This is a genomic window from Micromonospora sp. HUAS YX12 (genome assembly GCF_040215685.1).
GTDB classification, from domain to species: domain Bacteria; phylum Actinomycetota; class Actinomycetes; order Mycobacteriales; family Micromonosporaceae; genus Micromonospora; species Micromonospora tulbaghiae.
In genome coordinates this window covers 5,264,638-5,281,446 of sequence record NZ_CP157974.1, presented here as the reverse complement: position 1 = coordinate 5,281,446, position 16,809 = coordinate 5,264,638, and the positions used below count along the sequence as shown (strand labels likewise).

At 73.4% G+C, this 16,809-nt stretch carries 19 protein-coding genes; 11 read left to right on the top strand and 8 right to left on the bottom strand.

Annotation, left to right across the window (positions count from 1 at the left end):
* Positions 1 to 2: 2 nt before the first annotated feature.
* Entirely contained in the window at positions 3 to 263 is a 261-nt protein-coding gene (locus tag ABIH81_RS25180) for a hypothetical protein (RefSeq protein ID WP_013286060.1), read from the bottom strand.
* A gap of 175 nt (positions 264 to 438) precedes the next feature.
* Complete coding sequence (locus tag ABIH81_RS25175; RefSeq protein ID WP_349877347.1) at positions 439 to 816, bottom strand: hypothetical protein; 378 nt, start codon at positions 814 to 816, stop codon at positions 439 to 441.
* Positions 817 to 927: 111 nt separating this feature from the next.
* On the opposite strand from ABIH81_RS25175, the gene ABIH81_RS25170 reads away from it, so the two are divergent.
* From ABIH81_RS25170 to ABIH81_RS25160, 3 genes are all read left to right on the top strand, one after another.
* Positions 928 to 3,480, top strand: coding sequence for an ATP-dependent Clp protease ATP-binding subunit (locus tag ABIH81_RS25170; RefSeq protein WP_349877346.1), 2,553 nt, complete (start codon positions 928 to 930; stop codon positions 3,478 to 3,480).
* Between the two features lie 62 nt (positions 3,481 to 3,542).
* Positions 3,543 to 3,713, top strand: a complete 171-nt coding sequence (locus ABIH81_RS25165; protein WP_349877345.1) for a hypothetical protein — start codon at positions 3,543 to 3,545, stop codon at positions 3,711 to 3,713.
* The gene (locus tag ABIH81_RS25160) at positions 3,713 to 4,063 is read left to right on the top strand and encodes a DUF3140 domain-containing protein (RefSeq protein ID WP_349881194.1); all 351 of its coding nucleotides are present in this window, start codon (positions 3,713 to 3,715) and stop codon (positions 4,061 to 4,063) included. The genes ABIH81_RS25165 and ABIH81_RS25160 overlap by 1 nt, the downstream gene beginning before the upstream one ends.
* 47 nt (positions 4,064 to 4,110) lie before the next feature.
* Here the strand turns inward: ABIH81_RS25160 and ABIH81_RS25155 are convergent, their stop codons facing one another.
* Genes ABIH81_RS25155 through ABIH81_RS25145 form a run of 3 tightly spaced genes read right to left on the bottom strand, consistent with a single transcriptional unit; the run spans position 4,111 to position 6,019 of the window.
* The gene (locus ABIH81_RS25155) at positions 4,111 to 4,347 is read right to left on the bottom strand and encodes a hypothetical protein (protein WP_013476980.1); all 237 of its coding nucleotides are present in this window, start codon (positions 4,345 to 4,347) and stop codon (positions 4,111 to 4,113) included.
* Between the two features lie 20 nt (positions 4,348 to 4,367).
* Positions 4,368 to 5,354 carry a LysR family transcriptional regulator gene (locus tag ABIH81_RS25150; protein ID WP_349877344.1) on the bottom strand — a complete coding sequence of 329 codons (987 nt, stop codon included), beginning with the start codon at positions 5,352 to 5,354 and terminating at the stop codon, positions 4,368 to 4,370.
* 47 nt (positions 5,355 to 5,401) lie between these two features.
* The gene (locus tag ABIH81_RS25145; protein WP_349877343.1) at positions 5,402 to 6,019 is read right to left on the bottom strand and encodes a hemerythrin domain-containing protein; all 618 of its coding nucleotides are present in this window, start codon (positions 6,017 to 6,019) and stop codon (positions 5,402 to 5,404) included.
* Between the two features lie 127 nt (positions 6,020 to 6,146).
* On the opposite strand from ABIH81_RS25145, the gene ABIH81_RS25140 reads away from it, so the two are divergent.
* Together ABIH81_RS25140 and ABIH81_RS25135 are read left to right on the top strand one after the other, a co-directional pair.
* Positions 6,147 to 7,475 carry a M20/M25/M40 family metallo-hydrolase gene (locus ABIH81_RS25140; RefSeq protein WP_349877342.1) on the top strand — a complete coding sequence of 443 codons (1,329 nt, stop codon included), beginning with the start codon at positions 6,147 to 6,149 and terminating at the stop codon, positions 7,473 to 7,475.
* Positions 7,476 to 7,532: 57 nt separating this feature from the next.
* Positions 7,533 to 8,186: a hypothetical protein gene (locus tag ABIH81_RS25135; protein WP_013286069.1), complete on the top strand. Its 654-nt coding sequence runs from the start codon at positions 7,533 to 7,535 to the stop codon at positions 8,184 to 8,186.
* Positions 8,187 to 8,243: 57 nt separating this feature from the next.
* Here the strand turns inward: ABIH81_RS25135 and ABIH81_RS25130 are convergent, their stop codons facing one another.
* Positions 8,244 to 8,435, bottom strand: a complete 192-nt coding sequence (locus tag ABIH81_RS25130; protein ID WP_030274256.1) for a DUF5703 family protein — start codon at positions 8,433 to 8,435, stop codon at positions 8,244 to 8,246.
* A 70-nt stretch (positions 8,436 to 8,505) separates the two neighbouring features.
* Complete coding sequence (locus ABIH81_RS25125) at positions 8,506 to 9,474, bottom strand: aldo/keto reductase (RefSeq protein ID WP_013286071.1); 969 nt, start codon at positions 9,472 to 9,474, stop codon at positions 8,506 to 8,508.
* Positions 9,475 to 9,638: 164 nt separating this feature from the next.
* Between ABIH81_RS25125 and ABIH81_RS25120 the strand changes: the two genes are divergently transcribed.
* Positions 9,639 to 10,691 carry an LLM class F420-dependent oxidoreductase gene (locus ABIH81_RS25120; protein WP_135239927.1) on the top strand — a complete coding sequence of 351 codons (1,053 nt, stop codon included), beginning with the start codon at positions 9,639 to 9,641 and terminating at the stop codon, positions 10,689 to 10,691.
* A complete protein-coding gene (locus ABIH81_RS25115; RefSeq protein ID WP_349877340.1) occupies positions 10,688 to 11,524 on the top strand; it encodes an undecaprenyl-diphosphate phosphatase in 837 nt (278 codons plus the stop codon). Before ABIH81_RS25120 ends, ABIH81_RS25115 begins: the two co-directional genes overlap by 4 nt.
* Before the next feature lie 70 nt (positions 11,525 to 11,594).
* On the opposite strand, the gene ABIH81_RS25110 is transcribed toward ABIH81_RS25115, so the two are convergent.
* A complete protein-coding gene (locus ABIH81_RS25110; RefSeq protein ID WP_349877339.1) occupies positions 11,595 to 12,179 on the bottom strand; it encodes a hypothetical protein in 585 nt (194 codons plus the stop codon).
* A gap of 836 nt (positions 12,180 to 13,015) precedes the next feature.
* Between ABIH81_RS25110 and ABIH81_RS25105 the strand changes: the two genes are divergently transcribed.
* From ABIH81_RS25105 to mshC, 4 genes are all read left to right on the top strand, one after another.
* On the top strand, positions 13,016 to 13,729 hold the full coding sequence (locus tag ABIH81_RS25105; protein WP_349877338.1) for a histidine phosphatase family protein: 714 nt from the start codon (positions 13,016 to 13,018) through the stop codon (positions 13,727 to 13,729).
* 87 nt (positions 13,730 to 13,816) lie between these two features.
* Entirely contained in the window at positions 13,817 to 14,398 is a 582-nt protein-coding gene (locus ABIH81_RS25100) for a DUF3090 domain-containing protein (RefSeq protein WP_013286077.1), read from the top strand.
* On the top strand, positions 14,395 to 15,213 hold the full coding sequence (locus tag ABIH81_RS25095; protein WP_349877337.1) for an SCO1664 family protein: 819 nt from the start codon (positions 14,395 to 14,397) through the stop codon (positions 15,211 to 15,213). Before ABIH81_RS25100 ends, ABIH81_RS25095 begins: the two co-directional genes overlap by 4 nt.
* A 67-nt stretch (positions 15,214 to 15,280) precedes the next feature.
* Positions 15,281 to 16,519, top strand: a complete 1,239-nt coding sequence (mshC, locus tag ABIH81_RS25090) for a cysteine--1-D-myo-inosityl 2-amino-2-deoxy-alpha-D-glucopyranoside ligase (RefSeq protein ID WP_349877336.1) — start codon at positions 15,281 to 15,283, stop codon at positions 16,517 to 16,519.
* Positions 16,520 to 16,809: the final 290 nt, after the last annotated feature.

Below are 16,809 nucleotides of genomic sequence, written 5' to 3'. Positions count from 1 at the left end.
CCTCAGAGCGTCGCGACGTAGAGCTGTGCCTGCTCGACCGCGACCAGTGTCGCGGCCAGACACTCCTCCAGCTCCTGGCCCGCCTGTGTCAGCGAGGCCTGGGCCGCCTCGACCGTCTCGTGGCCGCTGCCCTCCAGCGCGCCGGCCAGCGTCTGCTGCGCCTCGGCCAGCTTCTCGCCGGCCGCCTGCACCGCTGTCTGGCCGTCACCGATCTGCTGGAGAGCGACATCGATGGCGGCCTTCAGCTCGGCGACGCTCGCCACGGGGACCTCCTGGGGGCGGAAGAGATCTCCATTACAACCCATCCCGGCGGGTGGGCGAACATCCACCCTCGCGGCGTTGCGGCCCCGGTGTCCGGTTCCGCCCCTGACGTGCGCGAAGACCCCGCCGCTGGTCCTGCCGGCGGACCCCGCGGTCCCGTCGGCGGGACCAGGTGATCTAACGGCCCAGCCAGCGCGGGCCGCGTACCTCCGCGCCGAGCGCGGTCACCCGCTCGCGCAGCTCCCGGTCGGCGGTGACCACCACCCGCCGCCGATCCGGCGCGGCGGCGACCAGCTCGACGATCGTGTCGTCGCCGGAGCCGGGCGCGGAGACGACCTCCACGCCGGGCGCGGGCGCCACGTGCCGGGCCGCGCCCTCCACCACCAGCACCACCTGCACCGGCGGCGGCAGCTCCGGTGGCACGCCCGTCTCCGCGACGGACACCAGCGCGTCGCGCAGCCGGACCGCCGCGCCGGCCCGGTCCCGCCACCAGCCGTCCGGGCGCGAGCCCACCACGTTCGCGCCGTCCACGATCAGCAGCGGTCTGCTCTCCATGCCCCCAGACTGCCATCCCGCCGCGTTTGTCGCGCCGACCGCCGGGTAGCCACCGCCGACCGTGCCGCGCGTGCCGGGTGCCGGTCGTGCCGACTGACTGCGGAGGACGAGATGACGGGACCGGGTGACTTCGGCAACGACCCCTGGGACGAGTTCCTGGCCCGATACTTCGGCCGGGGCGAGGGGGGACGCCGGCCGGCGCACCGGGTGGACATCACGCGCCTGATGACCGCGGACGCCCGGGAGATGCTCGCCGACGCGGCCCGCCGTGCCGCTCAGAAGCACAGCAACGACCTGGACACCGACCACCTGCTCTGGGCGGCGTTGCAACGCGAGCCGCTGCGCGACCTCGTACGCCGGGCCGGCGCCGACCCGGACGCGCTGCTGGGCGCGCTGGGTGGGCGCGGTGACGGCGCGCCGCACGGAGAGGTGCCGCCGAACCTGTCGCTGACCCCGGCCGCGAAGCGGGCGCTGCTCGACGCCCACCAGCTGTCCCGCGCGATGGGCGCCAACTACATCGGTCCCGAGCACATTCTGATGGCGCTGCCGCTGAACCCCGAGTCGCCGGCCGGCCGGATGCTCGCCGCCGGCCGGATCCAGCCGGAGTCGTTGCAGGCGGCCAGCGCCGAACGGGGAGCGATGAACGCCCCGCGCCCGGACCGGGGCACCCCGACGCTCGACCAGTACGGACAGGACCTCACCGATCTGGCCCGGATGGACCAGATCGACCCGGTGATCGGCCGGGCCGACGAGATCGAGCAGGCGGTGGAGATCCTGTCCCGGCGGACCAAGAACAACCCGGTGCTGATCGGCGAGGCCGGTGTCGGCAAGACCGCGATCGTGGAGGGCCTCGCCGAGCGGATCTGCGACGGCGACGTGCCGCAGACGCTGATCGGCAAGCGGGTGATCCAGCTCGACCTGGCCGGCCTGGTCGCCGGCACCCGCTACCGGGGTGACTTCGAGGAGCGCCTGAAGAAGGTGATCGACGAGATCCGCGCCCACCGCGAGGAGCTGATCATCTTCCTGGACGAGATCCACACGCTGGTCGGCGCGGGCGGCGCCGGCAGCGAGGGCGGGATGGACGCCTCGAACATGCTCAAGCCGGCCCTGGCGCGCGGCGAGCTGCGGGTGATCGGCGCGACCACGCTCGACGAGTACCGGCGCAGCATCGAGAAGGACGCCGCGCTGGCCCGCCGGTTTCAGCCGGTGCTGGTGCCCGAGCCGACCGTCGACGACACCATCGCGATCCTGCGCGGCCTGCGCGACAGGTACGAGGCGCACCATCAGGTCCGGTTCACCGACGAGGCACTGGTCGCCGCCGCTGAGCTGTCCGACCGGTACGTCACCGACCGGTTCCTGCCGGACAAGGCGATCGACCTGATCGACCAGGCCGGCGCCCGGGTGCGGCTGCGCACCCGTACCCCCGCCGAGGACGTGCGCGAACTGGAGCAGCAGCTCGACGAGATGCGCCGGGACAAGGAGCAGGCGGTCTCCGACGAGCAGTACGAGCGGGCCTCCGCGCTGCGCGACCGGCTCGCCGAACTGGAGGACCAGGTCCGCCGCGCCCGCGGCGACGAGGGGCCCAGCCACGTGCCCGAGGTGGGGCCGACGGAGATCGCCGAGGTGGTCTCCCGGGCCACCGGCATCCCGGTCACCCAGCTCACCGAGGAGGAACGCGACCGGCTGCTGCGCCTGGAGGGACACCTGCACGAGAAGGTGATCGGGCAGGACGACGCGGTCAGCGCCGTCGCCGAGGCGGTACGCCGGTCCCGTACCGGCCTGGCCGACCCGGACCGGCCGATGGGCAGCTTCCTGTTCCTCGGCCCGACCGGCGTCGGCAAGACCGAGCTGGCCCGGGCCCTGGCCGAGGCGCTGTTCGGCGAGGCGGACCGGATGGTCCGGGTGGACATGAGCGAGTTCCAGGAGCGGCACACGGTCAGCCGGCTCGTCGGCGCCCCGCCCGGGTACGTCGGCTACGAGGAGGCCGGCCAGCTCACCGAGGCGGTCCGCCGCCGCCCGTACGCGGTGGTGCTGCTCGACGAGATCGAGAAGGCGCACCCGGACGTGTTCAACATCCTGCTCCAGGTGCTCGACGACGGCCGGCTCACCGACAGCCAGGGCCGCACCGTCAACTTCAAGAACACCGTGCTGATCATGACCAGCAACCTCGGCTCGGAGCTGATCACCGGCACCCAGCGCACCGTCGGCTTCGCCACCGGCGCACCCGGCGAGCAGGAGAGCCACGAGCTGCGGGAGCGGCTGATGCGCCGGCTCCAGGAGAACTTCCGCCCGGAGTTCCTCAACCGCATCGACGAGGTGATCATCTTCCAGCGGCTGGAGGCCGAGCAGCTGCGCCAGATCACCGGGCTGCTGCTGGAGGAGACCCGCCGCCGCATGCACGCCCAGGACATCCAGGTCGAGTTCACCACCGCCGGCGTCGACTGGCTCGCCGAGCACGGCTACCAGCCCGAGTTCGGCGCCCGCCCGCTGCGCCGCGTGATCCAGCGGGAGGTCGACAACCGGCTGTCCCGGATGCTGCTGCAGCACGAGGTCTCACCGGGGCAGAAGGTCATCGTCGACGCCCGCGACGACCAGCTCGTCTTCGACGTCACCGCCGGTGAGCGGGGAGGCTACGCGCCGGCCACCACGTCCCATCCCCGATGACCGGCCGGGGCACGTCCCGGCCGGGCCGGGACGTGCCGTCACCGAAGGACCGGAGGGCGGACATGACCGAACCCGAGGAAGTCCCCGACGACGACACCGGGGCCGGTGGACCGATCGAGGCGGCACCGACGGCGAACCCGTCCCGGGTCCGGGTGCCGCCGGAGGGCCTGAAGCAGCACACACCGAACGAGGGCGAGCCGGCACCCGGGCCGCCGCCGGGAGAGGAGGCGTGATGGTACGCGAGGCGCGACTCGACCCCGAGGTCGAGGTGATCTGGGACGACTTCCACGCCGAGGTGAACGTGCCCTCCGAGACGCTGCGGCAGTGGCTGCTGACCCGCGGCTCGGGGGAGGAGGCGTTCGGCCCGGATCCGGACCTCGGCCTGCCCGAGCCCGGCCGGCAGATCCTCGCCGTGCTGCGCAAGCGCAAGGTCGACCTCACGCCGGAGGACATCGAGGTGATGCAGGAGGCGATCAGCCGGATCCGGGAGCTGACCGCGCAGCGGCCAAGCCGCGGCAACGCCGACGACGAGTGGCGCCACGCCCTGCTCGACCTCGGTCACGACGTCCTCGTCGAACGCTGAGCCGGCACGGCGGCGCCCGGGCGGACCACCCGCCCGGGCGCCGCCCGCTACTCCGACTCCAGGCTGGGCAGCCGCAGCCCGGCCGCGTCCGCCGCGGCCTGCCGGTCGGCCCGGGCGCGTTCCTCGCGGCTGAGCAGGTTGGCGTACTCGGTCACGTCGGCCGGGCCCGGCACCTCCGGCAACCGGCGCAGGAACGCCTCCACCTCGGCGGAGGCGGTGGTGTGCGCGGTGGCCGCCTGGCGCAGCAGCTCCCGCTGGTCGGCGGCCGGATACAGATCAGTCATGTCGCCGGTGATACCCGGGTTCAGGCGATTCGCACCCCGCCCGAGCCGTTCGGCTGCACGCCGAACTCCGGGTGCGCCAGCAGCCAGCCCAGGTATTCCGGATGGTTGGCCAGCGCGTCGGTGTACGACGCGACCGCCGCCGCCAGCACCGGCTCGGCCACCGCCGCGGCCGGCACGTCCGGGTGCCAGCCCAGCAGCAGCCGCCAGCGCAGCGGTGTGCCGGCCAGCCGGCGGGTGACCAGCCCGGCCACCGGACGGAACGTGGCCTGGCACAACGCCACCGCCTCGCCCGCGTCCACCAGGTCCAGCGCGGCCCGCACGTCCGCCTCGTACACCTTCTTCGGGGTGAAGCCGGCGCGGGCGCAGGCCGCGGCGAAGCAGTCGCCGAAGCAGCCGTCGCCCGGCGCGGCCACCCACCGCGCGCGCCGCAGGTCGACCAGGTCGACCTCGGCGCGGCCGGCCAGCGGGTGGGTCTGCGGCAGCAGCACGCAGATCGGCTCGACCGCCACCTCCCGCCAGCTCAGCCCGAACCCCGCCGACGGCGTCGAGTCGCCGCACACGCCGGTCAGCGCGAAGTCGAGCCGGCCGCCGGCGACCATCTGCGCCAGCTCGTCCACCGACCAGGAGCCGTACGTGGTGATCTGCGCGTCCGGCCGCTCGGCGGCGAGCCGGTGCACCAGCCGGCCCAGGATCGGGCTGTTCACCCCGCCGAAGCGGTACCGGCGCAGCGGATCGCCCGCACCGGCCATCCGGGCCGCCTCGTCCCGCAGGCCCTTCATCGCCGGCAGCAGCACCCGCGCCCGGTCCAGCACCAGCTCACCCAGCGCGGTGGGGCGGGCGCCGCGGCGGTCCCGCTCGAACAGCGGCCCGCCCAGCGCCCGTTCGATCCGCTGAAGCTGGGCGGTCAGCGCCGGCTGGGCCAGGCCGAGCGCCGAGGCGGCCTTGGTGACGCTCCCCGTCTCCGCGATCGCGCAGACCACACGCAGGTGTCGCAGCTCCAGATCCATACCGTGACGGTAGGACCACGAACCGATACACGGAAGGGTCGATCGGCTCACCCCTCGCGGCGATGCTCCAGGTCGCTCAGCCGGGTACGCCGTCCGGTGACCGCGTCGCGCACCTTGTCCAGCACCCCGACCGCCGGTTCGACGATCTTGTTCCAGGGCGGGGTGGCCGGCGTGCCGGGGTGCGGGCGGGTCGGCGCCGCCTCCTCCGCGATCTCCCACCGGTTGCCCAGCCGGATCAGCTCGGCGTCGCTGGCCACCTCGCGCAGCGGCGTGACCAGCGCCGCGACGCGGCTGACGTGCCGGCGTACCCGCTCGGCCACGTCCGCGACCGCCGGGTCGTCGGCGCCGGACAGCTCCTTGAGCGCGGTCAGCAGCCCGGCGTCGGCCTCGATCTCCCGCTCGACCAGCTCGGCGGCGTCCGGCATCGCGGCACGGGCCGCCGGGAACAGGTACTGCTCCTCGGCGGACAGGTGCCGGGACACCGCCGCGGTCAGGACGTCGAGCACCTCGCGCCGGCCGGCGGCGTCCAGCGCCGGATCGGTCACCCGGTCGGCCAGCCCCAGCAGCGCCCGGTGCTCGGTGTCCACGAGGTCGGCGACGCTGCGCCCACCCGGCCGGTACGCGTCGTCGGCGGCGGGCGGCAGCGGCGGCAGGGGGACGGTCATGGTGCCCTCCTCGTGACGGCGGGAGTCGATGTCCGGGCGGTCCGGCGGTACCCGTCCCGGCGATCCGCGAAACCGCCGCCCGCCACCGGCGGCCCGCGACCACCTCACCTGCTGGTATAAGGAAGCGATGACGAGCGACGCCACCCCTGCCCGACCCGACGCCACCGACGAGGTCGTCGACCTCTGCCGCGACCTGCTGCGCATCGACACCACCAACACCGGCGACAACGACACCAGCGTGGGGGAGCGGCGCGCCGCCGAGTACGTGGCGGAGAAACTCGCCGAGGTCGGCGTGGACGCCGAGATCCACGAATCAGCGCCCGGCCGGGCCAACCTGGTCGCCCGGATCCCCGGCACCGAGCCCGGCCGCGACGCGCTGCTCGTGCACGGCCACCTCGACGTGGTGCCCGCCGACCCGGACGAGTGGTCGGTGCACCCGTTCTCCGGCGAGATCCGCGACGGCTACCTGTGGGGCCGCGGCGCGATCGACATGAAGGACTTCGACGCGATGGTGCTCGCGGTGGTCCGCGACTGGCAGCACACCGGCGTCCGCCCCCGGCGCGACGTGGTGCTCGCCTTCACCGCCGACGAGGAGGCCGGCAGCGACTACGGTGCGCACTTCCTCACCCGGCGCCACCGCGACCTGTTCGACGGCTGCACCGAGGCGATCGGCGAGGTCGGCGGCTTCTCCTACTCGGTCGACGAGCAGCGCCGCCTCTACCTGATCGAGACCGCCGAGAAGGGCATCGACTGGCTGCGCCTGCACGCCAAGGGCCGGCCCGGCCACGGCTCGATGGTGCACGACGACAACGCCGTCACCGCGCTCGCCGAGGCGGTCGCCCGGATCGGCCGGCACCGCTTCCCGGTGGTGATGACCGACACCGTACGGGCGTTCCTGGCCGAGGTCGCAGACGTGCTCGGCATCGAGATCGACCCGGACGACCCGGAGACCGCGATCGCCAAGCTCGGCCCGATCGCCAACATCATCGGCGCGACCGTCCGCAACACCGCCAACCCGACCCGGCTGGCCGCCGGCTACAAGGACAACGTCATCCCCGGCCGGGCCACCGCCACCATCGACTGCCGCAGCCTGCCCGGGCAGAGCGAGGAACTGGAGCGGCAGCTGCGCGAGCTGGTCGGGCCGGACATCGCCATCGAGTACGTCCAGCGCCAGCCCGCCCTGGAGACCACGTTCGACGGTGACCTGGTGGCGCGGATGTCGGAGGCGCTGCGCGCCGAGGACCCGGGCGCGCACCCGGTGCCGTACATGCTCTCCGGCGGCACCGACGCCAAGGCGTTCTCCCAGCTCGGCATCCGCTGCTTCGGGTTCGCGCCGCTGCGGCTGCCCGCCGACCTCAATTTCTCCGGCCTGTTCCACGGCATCGACGAGCGGGTTCCACTGGACGGACTACAGTTCGGCGTGCGGGTTCTGGACCGCTTCCTCCGTACCTGCTGACCGCGCCCGCCGCGGCGCCGCCGGCGCGGACCCCCCATCGCGAAGGGACTGCCACACATGACCGACCAGCACGGTGAGCTGGACGCCGCCCTCGAGCGGGTGATCGACGCGGCCCGCGCCCACCTGGCCGCCGTCCGGGCCGCCCAGGGCCGGATCGACGACGACGCCGTCTGGCAGGCGTACGTCGCGTTGAACAACGCCTCGTTCGCCTACGACGAGCAGCTGCTCGACGCGTTCGGCGAGGTGACGCCCTGGGACGTGGAGTCGATCGACCCGGACGAGGCCGACGAGCGCTTCGGCGCCGTCGAGGGCGGCGAGCCCACCGACCCGCACCCGCGGGTCATCTCGGTGCGGCAGCGGCGCGACTACCGGGTGCCCAGCGTCGCCGCGCTGCTGCGCGCGGCCGAGGCGGCCCGCCGGGAGGGCACCCCGGAGGAGGACGAGCCGGCGCCGGTGGAGGGGGTCGGCGAGGCGGTGCTGGAGCTGCTGCAGAGCGGCGACGGCTCGCTGTCCGCGCTCGACGTGCCGGAGCTGGAGCCGCTGGACGGTGTGGTGATGGTCAGCGAGGTCGGCACCCCGGTCGACCTGGAGTCGTTCGACGACGACGACCCGGTCGGCCCGTTCCAGCCGGCCGCCGACGACCGGCTGGTCGGCCGGCTCGACGAGCACCCGTTCATGGAGCTCGACGAGGAGCACGACCACGCGCACTAGGCCGTACGCGTCCCCGGGGCGGCGCCGCGTCGCGCGGCCCCGGGGACGGGCCCCTCGTCAGTACGACAGGCCCGGCTGTGACTGGTTGACCAGGCGGCGCCGCAGCACCACCTGCCGCGTGCCGTCCCGGTAGAGCCGCACCCGGGCCAGCTCCCAGCCGGAGAACTCGGCCTGGATCGCCAGCTGCGCCGCGGCGGTCAGCCGATCGACGTTCGAGGGCAACCGCAGCGGCGCGTATTCGTAGTCCATGCCCCTATGCTGCCCAGCTCGCGGGCCCTCCGCCACCCCCTGCGGGTGACCCGGATCGCTCCGGCGCGGCTCAGCCGTCGCGCTCCGGGTAGCCCACCGGCACCGCCGACACGTCGTCCAGCGCCGTGACGATCTCCTCCGGCAGCGTCATCCGCTCCACCTGCAACGCGCCGAGCAGCTGCCCGACGGTGCGGGCGCCGAGGATCGGCGCGGTCACGCCCGGCCGGTCCCGCACCCAGGCCAGCGCCACCTCCAGCGGCGACACGCCGAGCCCGCCGGCCGCGATGGCGACCGCCTCCACGATGCTGGAGCAGCGCGGCTCCAGGTACGTCGCGACGAAACGCTCGAAGTGCGGCGACACCGCCCGCGAGTCGGCCGGGCGGCCGTTGCGGTACTTGCCGGTGAGCACACCCCGGCCCAGCGGCGACCAGGGCAGCACGCCGAGCCCCATCCCCGCGCAGGCGGGCAGCACCTCCCGCTCCACGCCGCGCTCCAGCAGCGAGTACTCCACCTGCGCGGCGACCACCGGGGCGCGCCCCGGCCAGGCGGCCTGCCAGGCGGCGGCCCGGGCGGTCTGCCAGCCGGAGAAGTTCGACACACCCACGTAGCGGGCCTTCCCGCTGGACACCGCGTGGTCCAGGGCCGAGAGCGTCTCCTCCAGCGGGGTGTCCGGGTCGTACCCGTGCACCTGCCACAGGTCGACGTGGTCGGTGCCCAGCCGGCGCAGCGAGGCGTCCAGCGTGCGCAGCAGGTGCCCGCGCGAGCCGTCCCGGCGGCGGCTGCCCGGCCGCAGGCCCGCCTTGGTGGCGATCAGCAGCTCGTCGCGGTCCACCAGGCTGCCCAGCAGCGAGCCGATCACCGACTCGGCGTCGCCGTCGGCGTACACGTCGGCGGTGTCGACGAGGTTGCCGCCCGCGTCGAGGTAACTCTTCAGCTGGGCGGCCGCGTCGTCGGCATCGGTGTCCCGTCCCCAGGTCATGGTGCCGAGCGCGAGCCGCGATACCGCCAGCCCGCTTCGGCCGAGCGGTCGCTGTTGCATGGGTGAACCTTATTTCGAACCCGGCGTCACGGATATCCTCGCCGCAGTCGACTTCCCGCGCGACCTCCACCCGGTGTGACATGTTCGGGGCGAGCCGGACGTCGAGGGTGCCACCCTCATTGCGTAACCTGATGCGACCTGTGGTGCGGACGGTGGGAGGATCAGTGCGACTCGGGCTCAACCTCGGATACCAGACGGCGTGGAGCACGCCCTTCGACCACCTGGCGTTGGCCCAGGAGGCGGACCGGCTCGGCTACTCGGTGGTCTGGGCCGCGGAGGCGTACGGCTCGGACTCGCCGAGCATGCTGGCCTGGATCGCCGGGCAGACGGAGCGCATCGACGTGGGCTCCGCGGTCATGCAGATCCCGGCCCGTACCCCGGCCATGACCGCGATGACCGCCGCGACCATCGACACGCTCTCCGGCGGCCGGTTCCGGCTCGGCCTGGGCGTGTCCGGCCCGCAGGTCTCCGAGGGCTGGCACGGCGTGCGGTTCGCCAAGCCGCTGGCCCGCACCCGGGAGTACGTCGACATCGTCAAGCTGGCGGTGGCCCGCAAGGAGGTCGCGTACGACGGCGAGCACTACACGCTGCCGCTGCCCGACGGCCCCGGCAAGGCGCTGCGGCTGGGCTTCCACCCGCCGCGCGAGCACATCCCGATCTACCTGGCCGCCGTCGGCCCGAAGAACCTGGAGCTGGCCGGCGAGATCGCCGACGGCTGGCTGGCCGTCTTCTACTCCCCGGAGTTCGCCGAGGAGCACCTCGCCTCGGTCCGGGCCGGCCGCGCGGCGGCGGGCAAGGAGCTGGCCGGCTTCGACGTGGTGCCGTCCGTGCCGGTCGTGGTCGGCGACGACATCGCCACCTGCGCCGAGCTGGTGCGCTGGTACGCCGCGCTGTACGTGGGCGGCATGGGCAGCCGCAAGCAGAACTTCTACAACCAGCTCGCCACCCGGATGGGCTACGGCGACGCGGCCCGCGAGGTGCAGGACCTCTACCTGGCCAAGCGGCAGCGCGACGCGGCCGCCGCCGTACCGATGGAGTTCATCGACCGCACCTCGCTGCTCGGCCCGAAGGAGCGCATCGCCGAGCGGATGCGGGAGTACGCCGCCGCGGGCGTGACCACGCTGTCGGTGTCGCTGTTCGTGGCCGACCGGGAGAGCGGGGTGCAGACCCTGCGTACCGTCGCCGAGGCGCTGGAGCTGTCCGGAGTCGGCGAGTGACCTGGATCGAGGCCGTCGTCCTGGGCCTGGTCCAGGGACTGACCGAGTTCCTTCCGGTCTCCTCGTCCGGGCACCTGCGGATCACCTCGGCCCTGTTCTTCGGCCGGGACGCGGGCGCGTCGTTCACCGCGGTGACCCAGCTCGGCACCGAGGCCGCCGTCCTGATCTACTTCGCCAAGGACATCTGGCGGATCGTCCGGACCTGGTTCGTCGGCCTGGTCGACCGCTCGGTGCGGTCCAGCCTCGACTACCGGATGGGCTGGTACGTCATCGTCGGCACCATCCCGATCGGCATCTTCGGGCTGATCTTCAAGGACCAGATCCGCACCGCCGGCCGTGACTTGCGGTTGGTGTCGACCACGCTGATCCTCGGCGCGATTGCGCTGGCCTTCGCCGAGTACTGGGGCCGGCAGACCCGCACGCTGGAGAACTTCCGGATGCGCGACGGCGTGGTGATGGGTTTCGCGCAGGCCGCGGCACTCATCCCGGGTGTGTCCCGCTCGGGCGGCACCCTCACCGCCGGCCTGCTGCTCAACCTCACCCGGGAGACCGCGGCCCGCTACTCGTTCCTGCTGGCCATCCCGGCCGTGGTGATCTCCGGCCTGTTCAGCCTGCCGGACGTCTTCGAACCGTCCGCGCCGGGCACCGCCGCGCCGAGCGTGGCGCAGATGGTGGTCGCGACGCTCATCGCGTTCGCCGTCGGGTACGCGGCCATCGCCTGGCTGCTGCGCTACGTCGCCCACCACACGCTGTACGTCTTCGTGCTGTACCGGGTGGCGCTGGGCAGCCTGGTCATCTGCCTGCTGGCGACCGGCACGATCAGCGCCACCTGACGCTGTCTCCTGGCACGCGAGAAGGCCGGCACCCCGTTGGTTCGGGGTGCCGGCCTTTCGTTTTGTCCTATCAGCTGTTCCAGTGCTGGGCGACGAGGTCGGCGGCCTGCTGTTCCCACTGGGCGTAGTGGTCGGGGTAGGCGGAGACCTGGACGGTCTGGGCGGCCTTGGTCAGGGGCATGTCGCGCCAGCCGTCGACCTGCTTGAGGCCCTTGAGGAACGCGGTGGTGGAGTATTCGGGGTCGGTGATCTGCTCGACCGTGCCCCAACCCGAGGAGGGGCGCTGCTGGAACAGGCCCTGCGAGTCGTGGTCGTTGCGGTCACCGAGGTGGCCGAGGTTCTCCAGCTTCGACTCCTGCAGGGCGGTGGCGATGGAGACGACCGCGGCGCGTTCGTCCATGCCGGCCTTCTTGGTGGCGGCGATGATCGCCTTCACGTTGGCGGTCTGCTCGTCGTTGAGGTCGATGTGGGACTGGGTGCCCTGCACGCCGTGCGGGATGAGCGCGGCGGTGTCGAGCTTCGCGGCCTGGGTGGTGACGGCGGCGTCCCGCACCGGGGTGGTGCTGGTGTCGTGGTTGAGGGGGCCGGCGGCGAGGCCACCGGCGACGGTCAGACCGGCGATACCGAGGATGCTCTTACGCAGAATGCTGTTCATGGGGGGCTCCGTTCGGGGGTCGACGCACCCGGGGGTGGGTGCGTGGGCACCGTCAGGCGCTCAAAAAGGTCTTCGGGGGATCCGGCGTCTGCTCACGCGGGCCGCGGACGCCGGGGATGGCGTGCGGGCTCACTGGTCGCGCCGGAGACATGTCCAACGACCGCCGCCCCGGGACCATTCCCGGGCGCTGCCGCCCGCGCCTCATCGGGTTGCGGGGGCGCTGCTGCGGTCGTGCACCAGGTATAACGCCCCGCCGCCGTCCCCGATTCCGCCACCCAGGTGTCCCCGACCACCGGAAACCCGACACCCCACGCATCCCCGCCCACCGCCCCGCCCCAGGCCCACCCGACCGCGCCCGGAAGCGTCGATCATGAGGTTGACCGCCCGTGGTGTCCGGTTTGTCGCCGCCAACCTCATGATCGACCGGGAAACCGGGGCCGCTGAGGGTGGACGCCGAAGCGAGCTGACCTCGAGCGAGATGCGCTAGCGATCTTGGTACGGACCGGCCCTCGGAGGGGCGGGAACGTACCAAGATCTCCATCCGCCGCCGGGCGGACGCGAGCGGCCCCGACGAACCCCACCCGGTCCCGGCACACCCACCACTACGGGAGATCTTGGAAGGAAACGGCCCTCGTGGGGGCCCATTCCTTCCAAGATCTCCGCCTGGAACGGGCCGCCGCTGCCTCGGGGCGCTGGTGTTGACCGGGTTGGTGTCCGGTTTGTTCGACCTACCTTCATGATCGACGCCGGCGGGTGGAGGTCGGGGACCGGTGTGCGGGGGCGGGGAGGCGGTGGGTGTCGTGGCGGGACGATCATCGGGGGACGTACCGCCTAGGGTGGTCAGCGTGGCGACCCTTCTGCTTCTGCGACACGGCCGGACCACCGCGAACGCCGACGGTGGCCTGGCCGGGCGGCAACCGGTCGAGCTGGACGACACCGGCCGGGCGCAGGCGACGGCGGTCGGCGGGCGCCTCGCCGGGCTGCCGCTGGCGGCGGTGGTGACCAGCCCGCTGATCCGCTGCCGGCAGACCCTGGAGCTGGCGCTGCCGGGCACCGAGCCCGTCGTCGACGAGGGGCTGATCGAGTGCGGGTACGGCGACTGGGAGGGGCAGTCGCTGAAGAAGCTGGCGAAGGAGCCGCTCTGGCCGGTGGTCCAGCAGCACCCGAGCGCCGCCGCGTTCCCGCGGGGGGAGTCGATGGCGGCGATGTCCGCGCGCGCGGTGGCCGCGGTACGGGCGTGGGACGCGCGGGTCACCGCCGAGCACGGGCCGGAGGCGGTCTGGCTCGCGTGCAGCCATGGTGATGTGATCAAGGCGATCGTGGCGGACGCGCTCGGCGTACACCTTGATCTTTTTCAGCGGATCGTGGCCGACCCGGCGTCGGTGACGGCGATCCGCTACACCCCGTTGCGGCCGTTCCTGGTCCGGCTCAACGACACCGGCGGTGACCTGTCGGCGCTGGTCCCGCCGCCGCGCAAGCGGCGCCGGCGCCCGGCGCGGGCGGCGGAGTCCGACGCGGCGGTCGGCGGAGGCGCGGGCGCGGCCGGGTGAGCCGGGCGCGCGCGGCGCGTTCGCTCTGGGCGGATTCGGCGTCGGTGGGCTGCGCGGTGCTTCCGCACGCCGGATAGGGTCGTGGGTATGACGCACCAGGTGCACGCCTTCGAGCCGCCGGAGCGGTTCGTCGCCGGTACGGTCGGCCCGCCGGGGGAGCGCACGTTCTTCCTCCAGGCGCGCGGCGGCGGCCGGCTGGTCAGCGTGTCGCTGGAGAAGGTCCAGGTGTCGTTGCTCGCCGAGAAGCTCGAGGAGCTGCTCGCCGAGGCGCAGCGCCGCTTCGGCGTGAAGCTGCCGGAGCCGGTCACCACCGTGACCGGTGACAACGAGCCGCTCGACACGCCTGTGGACGAGGAGTTCCGGGTCGGCACGCTGGGCCTGGCCTTCGACGTGGACACCGCGACCGTGGTGATCGAGGCGATCGCCGTCGGTGAGGCGGAGGTCGAGGTCGAGCTGGGCGACGCGGACGACGACGCCGACGAGGACCCGGACGAGCCGGACGACGACCTCGACCGCCTCCGGGTGCGGCTGACCCCGGAGGCGACCCGCGAGTTCATCGAACGCGCCAAGCGCGTCGTGAACGCCGGCCGGCCCCCCTGCCCGCTGTGCGGCCAGCCGCTCGACCCGGCCGGTCACCTCTGCCCCCGGCACAACGGCTATCACCGGTGACCTCGTCGGAACTGCAGCCCCGACAGGACGGCGCCGAGGCGCTGCGGCTGCTCGCCGACGGTGAGCTGACCCTGGAGGGGCGGCTCGTCGACGCCTCCAACGCGACGCTGCGCGGCGTCATCACGCTCGGCGACGTGTCGGCGCACTGCGTCTACAAGCCGGTACGCGGCGAGCGCCCGCTCTGGGACTTCCCGGACGGCACGCTCGCCGGCCGGGAGGTGTCCGCCTACCTGGTGTCCCGGGCCACCGGGTGGGATCTGGTGCCGCCCACCGTGCTGCGCGACGGGCCGTTCGGTCCCGGCTCGTGCCAGCTCTGGATCGACGAGCCGGACGACGCCGAGCCGCTGGTCGGCTTCGTGCCGGCGCGGGACATCCCGCCGCGCTGGTTCCCGGTCGCCGCGGCCCGCGACGACGACGGGGCGGCGTACGCCCTGGCGCACGCCGACGACCCCCGCCTGGCCCGGCTCGTCGTGCTCGACGCGGTGATCAACAACGCGGACCGCAAGGGCGGGCACGTGCTCGTCGGCCCGGACGACCGGATCTACGGCGTCGACCACGGCGTGAGCTTCCACGCCGAGGAGAAGCTGCGTACGGTGCTGTGGGGCTGGGCCGGTCGCGAGCTGCCGCCGGACGCGGTGGAGATGCTCGACGGCCTGGCCGGGCAGCTGGGCGGGCCGCTCGGCGAGGAACTGGCCGAGCACCTGACCATCGGTGAGCTGGCCGCGCTGGCGGAACGGGTGGAGCGGCTGCGCGAGAGCGGCCGGTTCCCGCTGCCGCCGCAGGAGTGGCCGGCGATGCCCTGGCCACCGATGTGAGCCGCTGTCGCGTTGATCACCCGTAGGGCGGCACCCAAGCGTCTGACAGATCGTTAGGCTGGCGGTCATGGAGTCTTGGGCGGGACATGACGTGCCACGGCTGCCCGGCGAGGGCGTGTCGCTGAGGTTGTACGACTCGGCGCGGCAGGGCGCCCATCCCAGCCGGCCCGAGGGCGCGGCCTCGATGTACGTCTGCGGCATCACCCCGTACGACGCGACGCACCTCGGCCACGCCGCCACCATGATCACGTTCGACCTGGTGCAGCGGATGTGGCGCGACGCCGGCCTGGACGTGCGGTACGTGCAGAACGTCACCGACATCGACGACCCGCTGCTGGAGCGCGCCGAGCGCGACGGCGAGGACTGGAAGGTCCTGGCCATGCGGGAGACCGCGCTGTTCCGCGAGGACATGGAGGCGCTGCGGATGATCCCGCCGGCGCACTACGTCGGCGCGGTCGAGTCGATCCCGGACATCGCCGAGAAGGTGCTGATGCTGCTCAAGGACGGCGCGGCGTACCAGCTCGACGACGGCACCGGCGACGTCTACTTCGACGTCTCCGCCGCGCCCCGCTTTGGCTACGAGTCGAACCTGACCCGCGAGCAGATGATCGAGCTGTTCGCCGAGCGCGGCGGCGACCCGGAGCGCGCCGGCAAGCGCGACCCGCTCGACCCGCTGCTGTGGCGCGGCGCCCGCGAGGGCGAGCCGTCCTGGCCCGGCGGCGACCTGGGCGCGGGCCGTCCGGGCTGGCACATCGAGTGCACAGTCATCGCGCTGAACCTGCTCGGCGACCGGATCGACGTGCAGGGCGGCGGCAACGACCTGATCTTCCCGCACCACGAGTGCTCCGCCGCGCACGCCGAGCGGCTGACCGGCGAGGCGCCGTTCGCCGACCACTACGTGCACGCGGGCATGATCGGCCTGGACGGCGAGAAGATGTCGAAGTCCCAGGGCAACCTGGTCTTCGTGTCCCGGCTGCGGGCCGACAAGGTGGACCCGATGGCGGTCCGGCTGGCGCTGATGAGCGGGCACTACCGCAGCGACCGCTCCTGGACCGACGAGCTGCTCACCGAGGGGCAGGAGCGGCTGGGTCGGTGGCGGCGGGCCGCCGCCGCGCCGGCCGGGCCGTCGGGGGCGGCGTTGCTGGCCGAGGTACGCGAGCGCCTGGCCGACGATCTGGACACGCCGGGTGCCCTGGCGGCGGCAGACCGCTGGGCCGAAGGCGCCCTGAACGGCGTCACGGACGACGAGACCGCCCCGGCCCTCTTCCGCGACACGGTGGACGCCCTCCTCGGCATCGCCCTCTAGCCCCGCCCGCCTCTCCGCCGAGTCCTGCCCGTCTCGCGCGGGCCCGCCCTTCTCGCGCGGGCCCGGGCCGTCTCGCGCGGCCCGGGCCGTCTCGCGCCGCCGATCTTGCACTTGCGGCCCGCGTTCCGCCCCTTTTGCTCGAGTTCGCGGGGATCGTGAGTGCAAGATCGCGCCAACCGGGGAGCGGGTGGAACGTGACGGGTGTGTCGAGGGCGGTTTGACACCCGTGGTGTTCCACTCAGGCGTGCCCGGCCCTCGCAGCCCTCGGTGATCTTGCAGGTGAGGCCCTC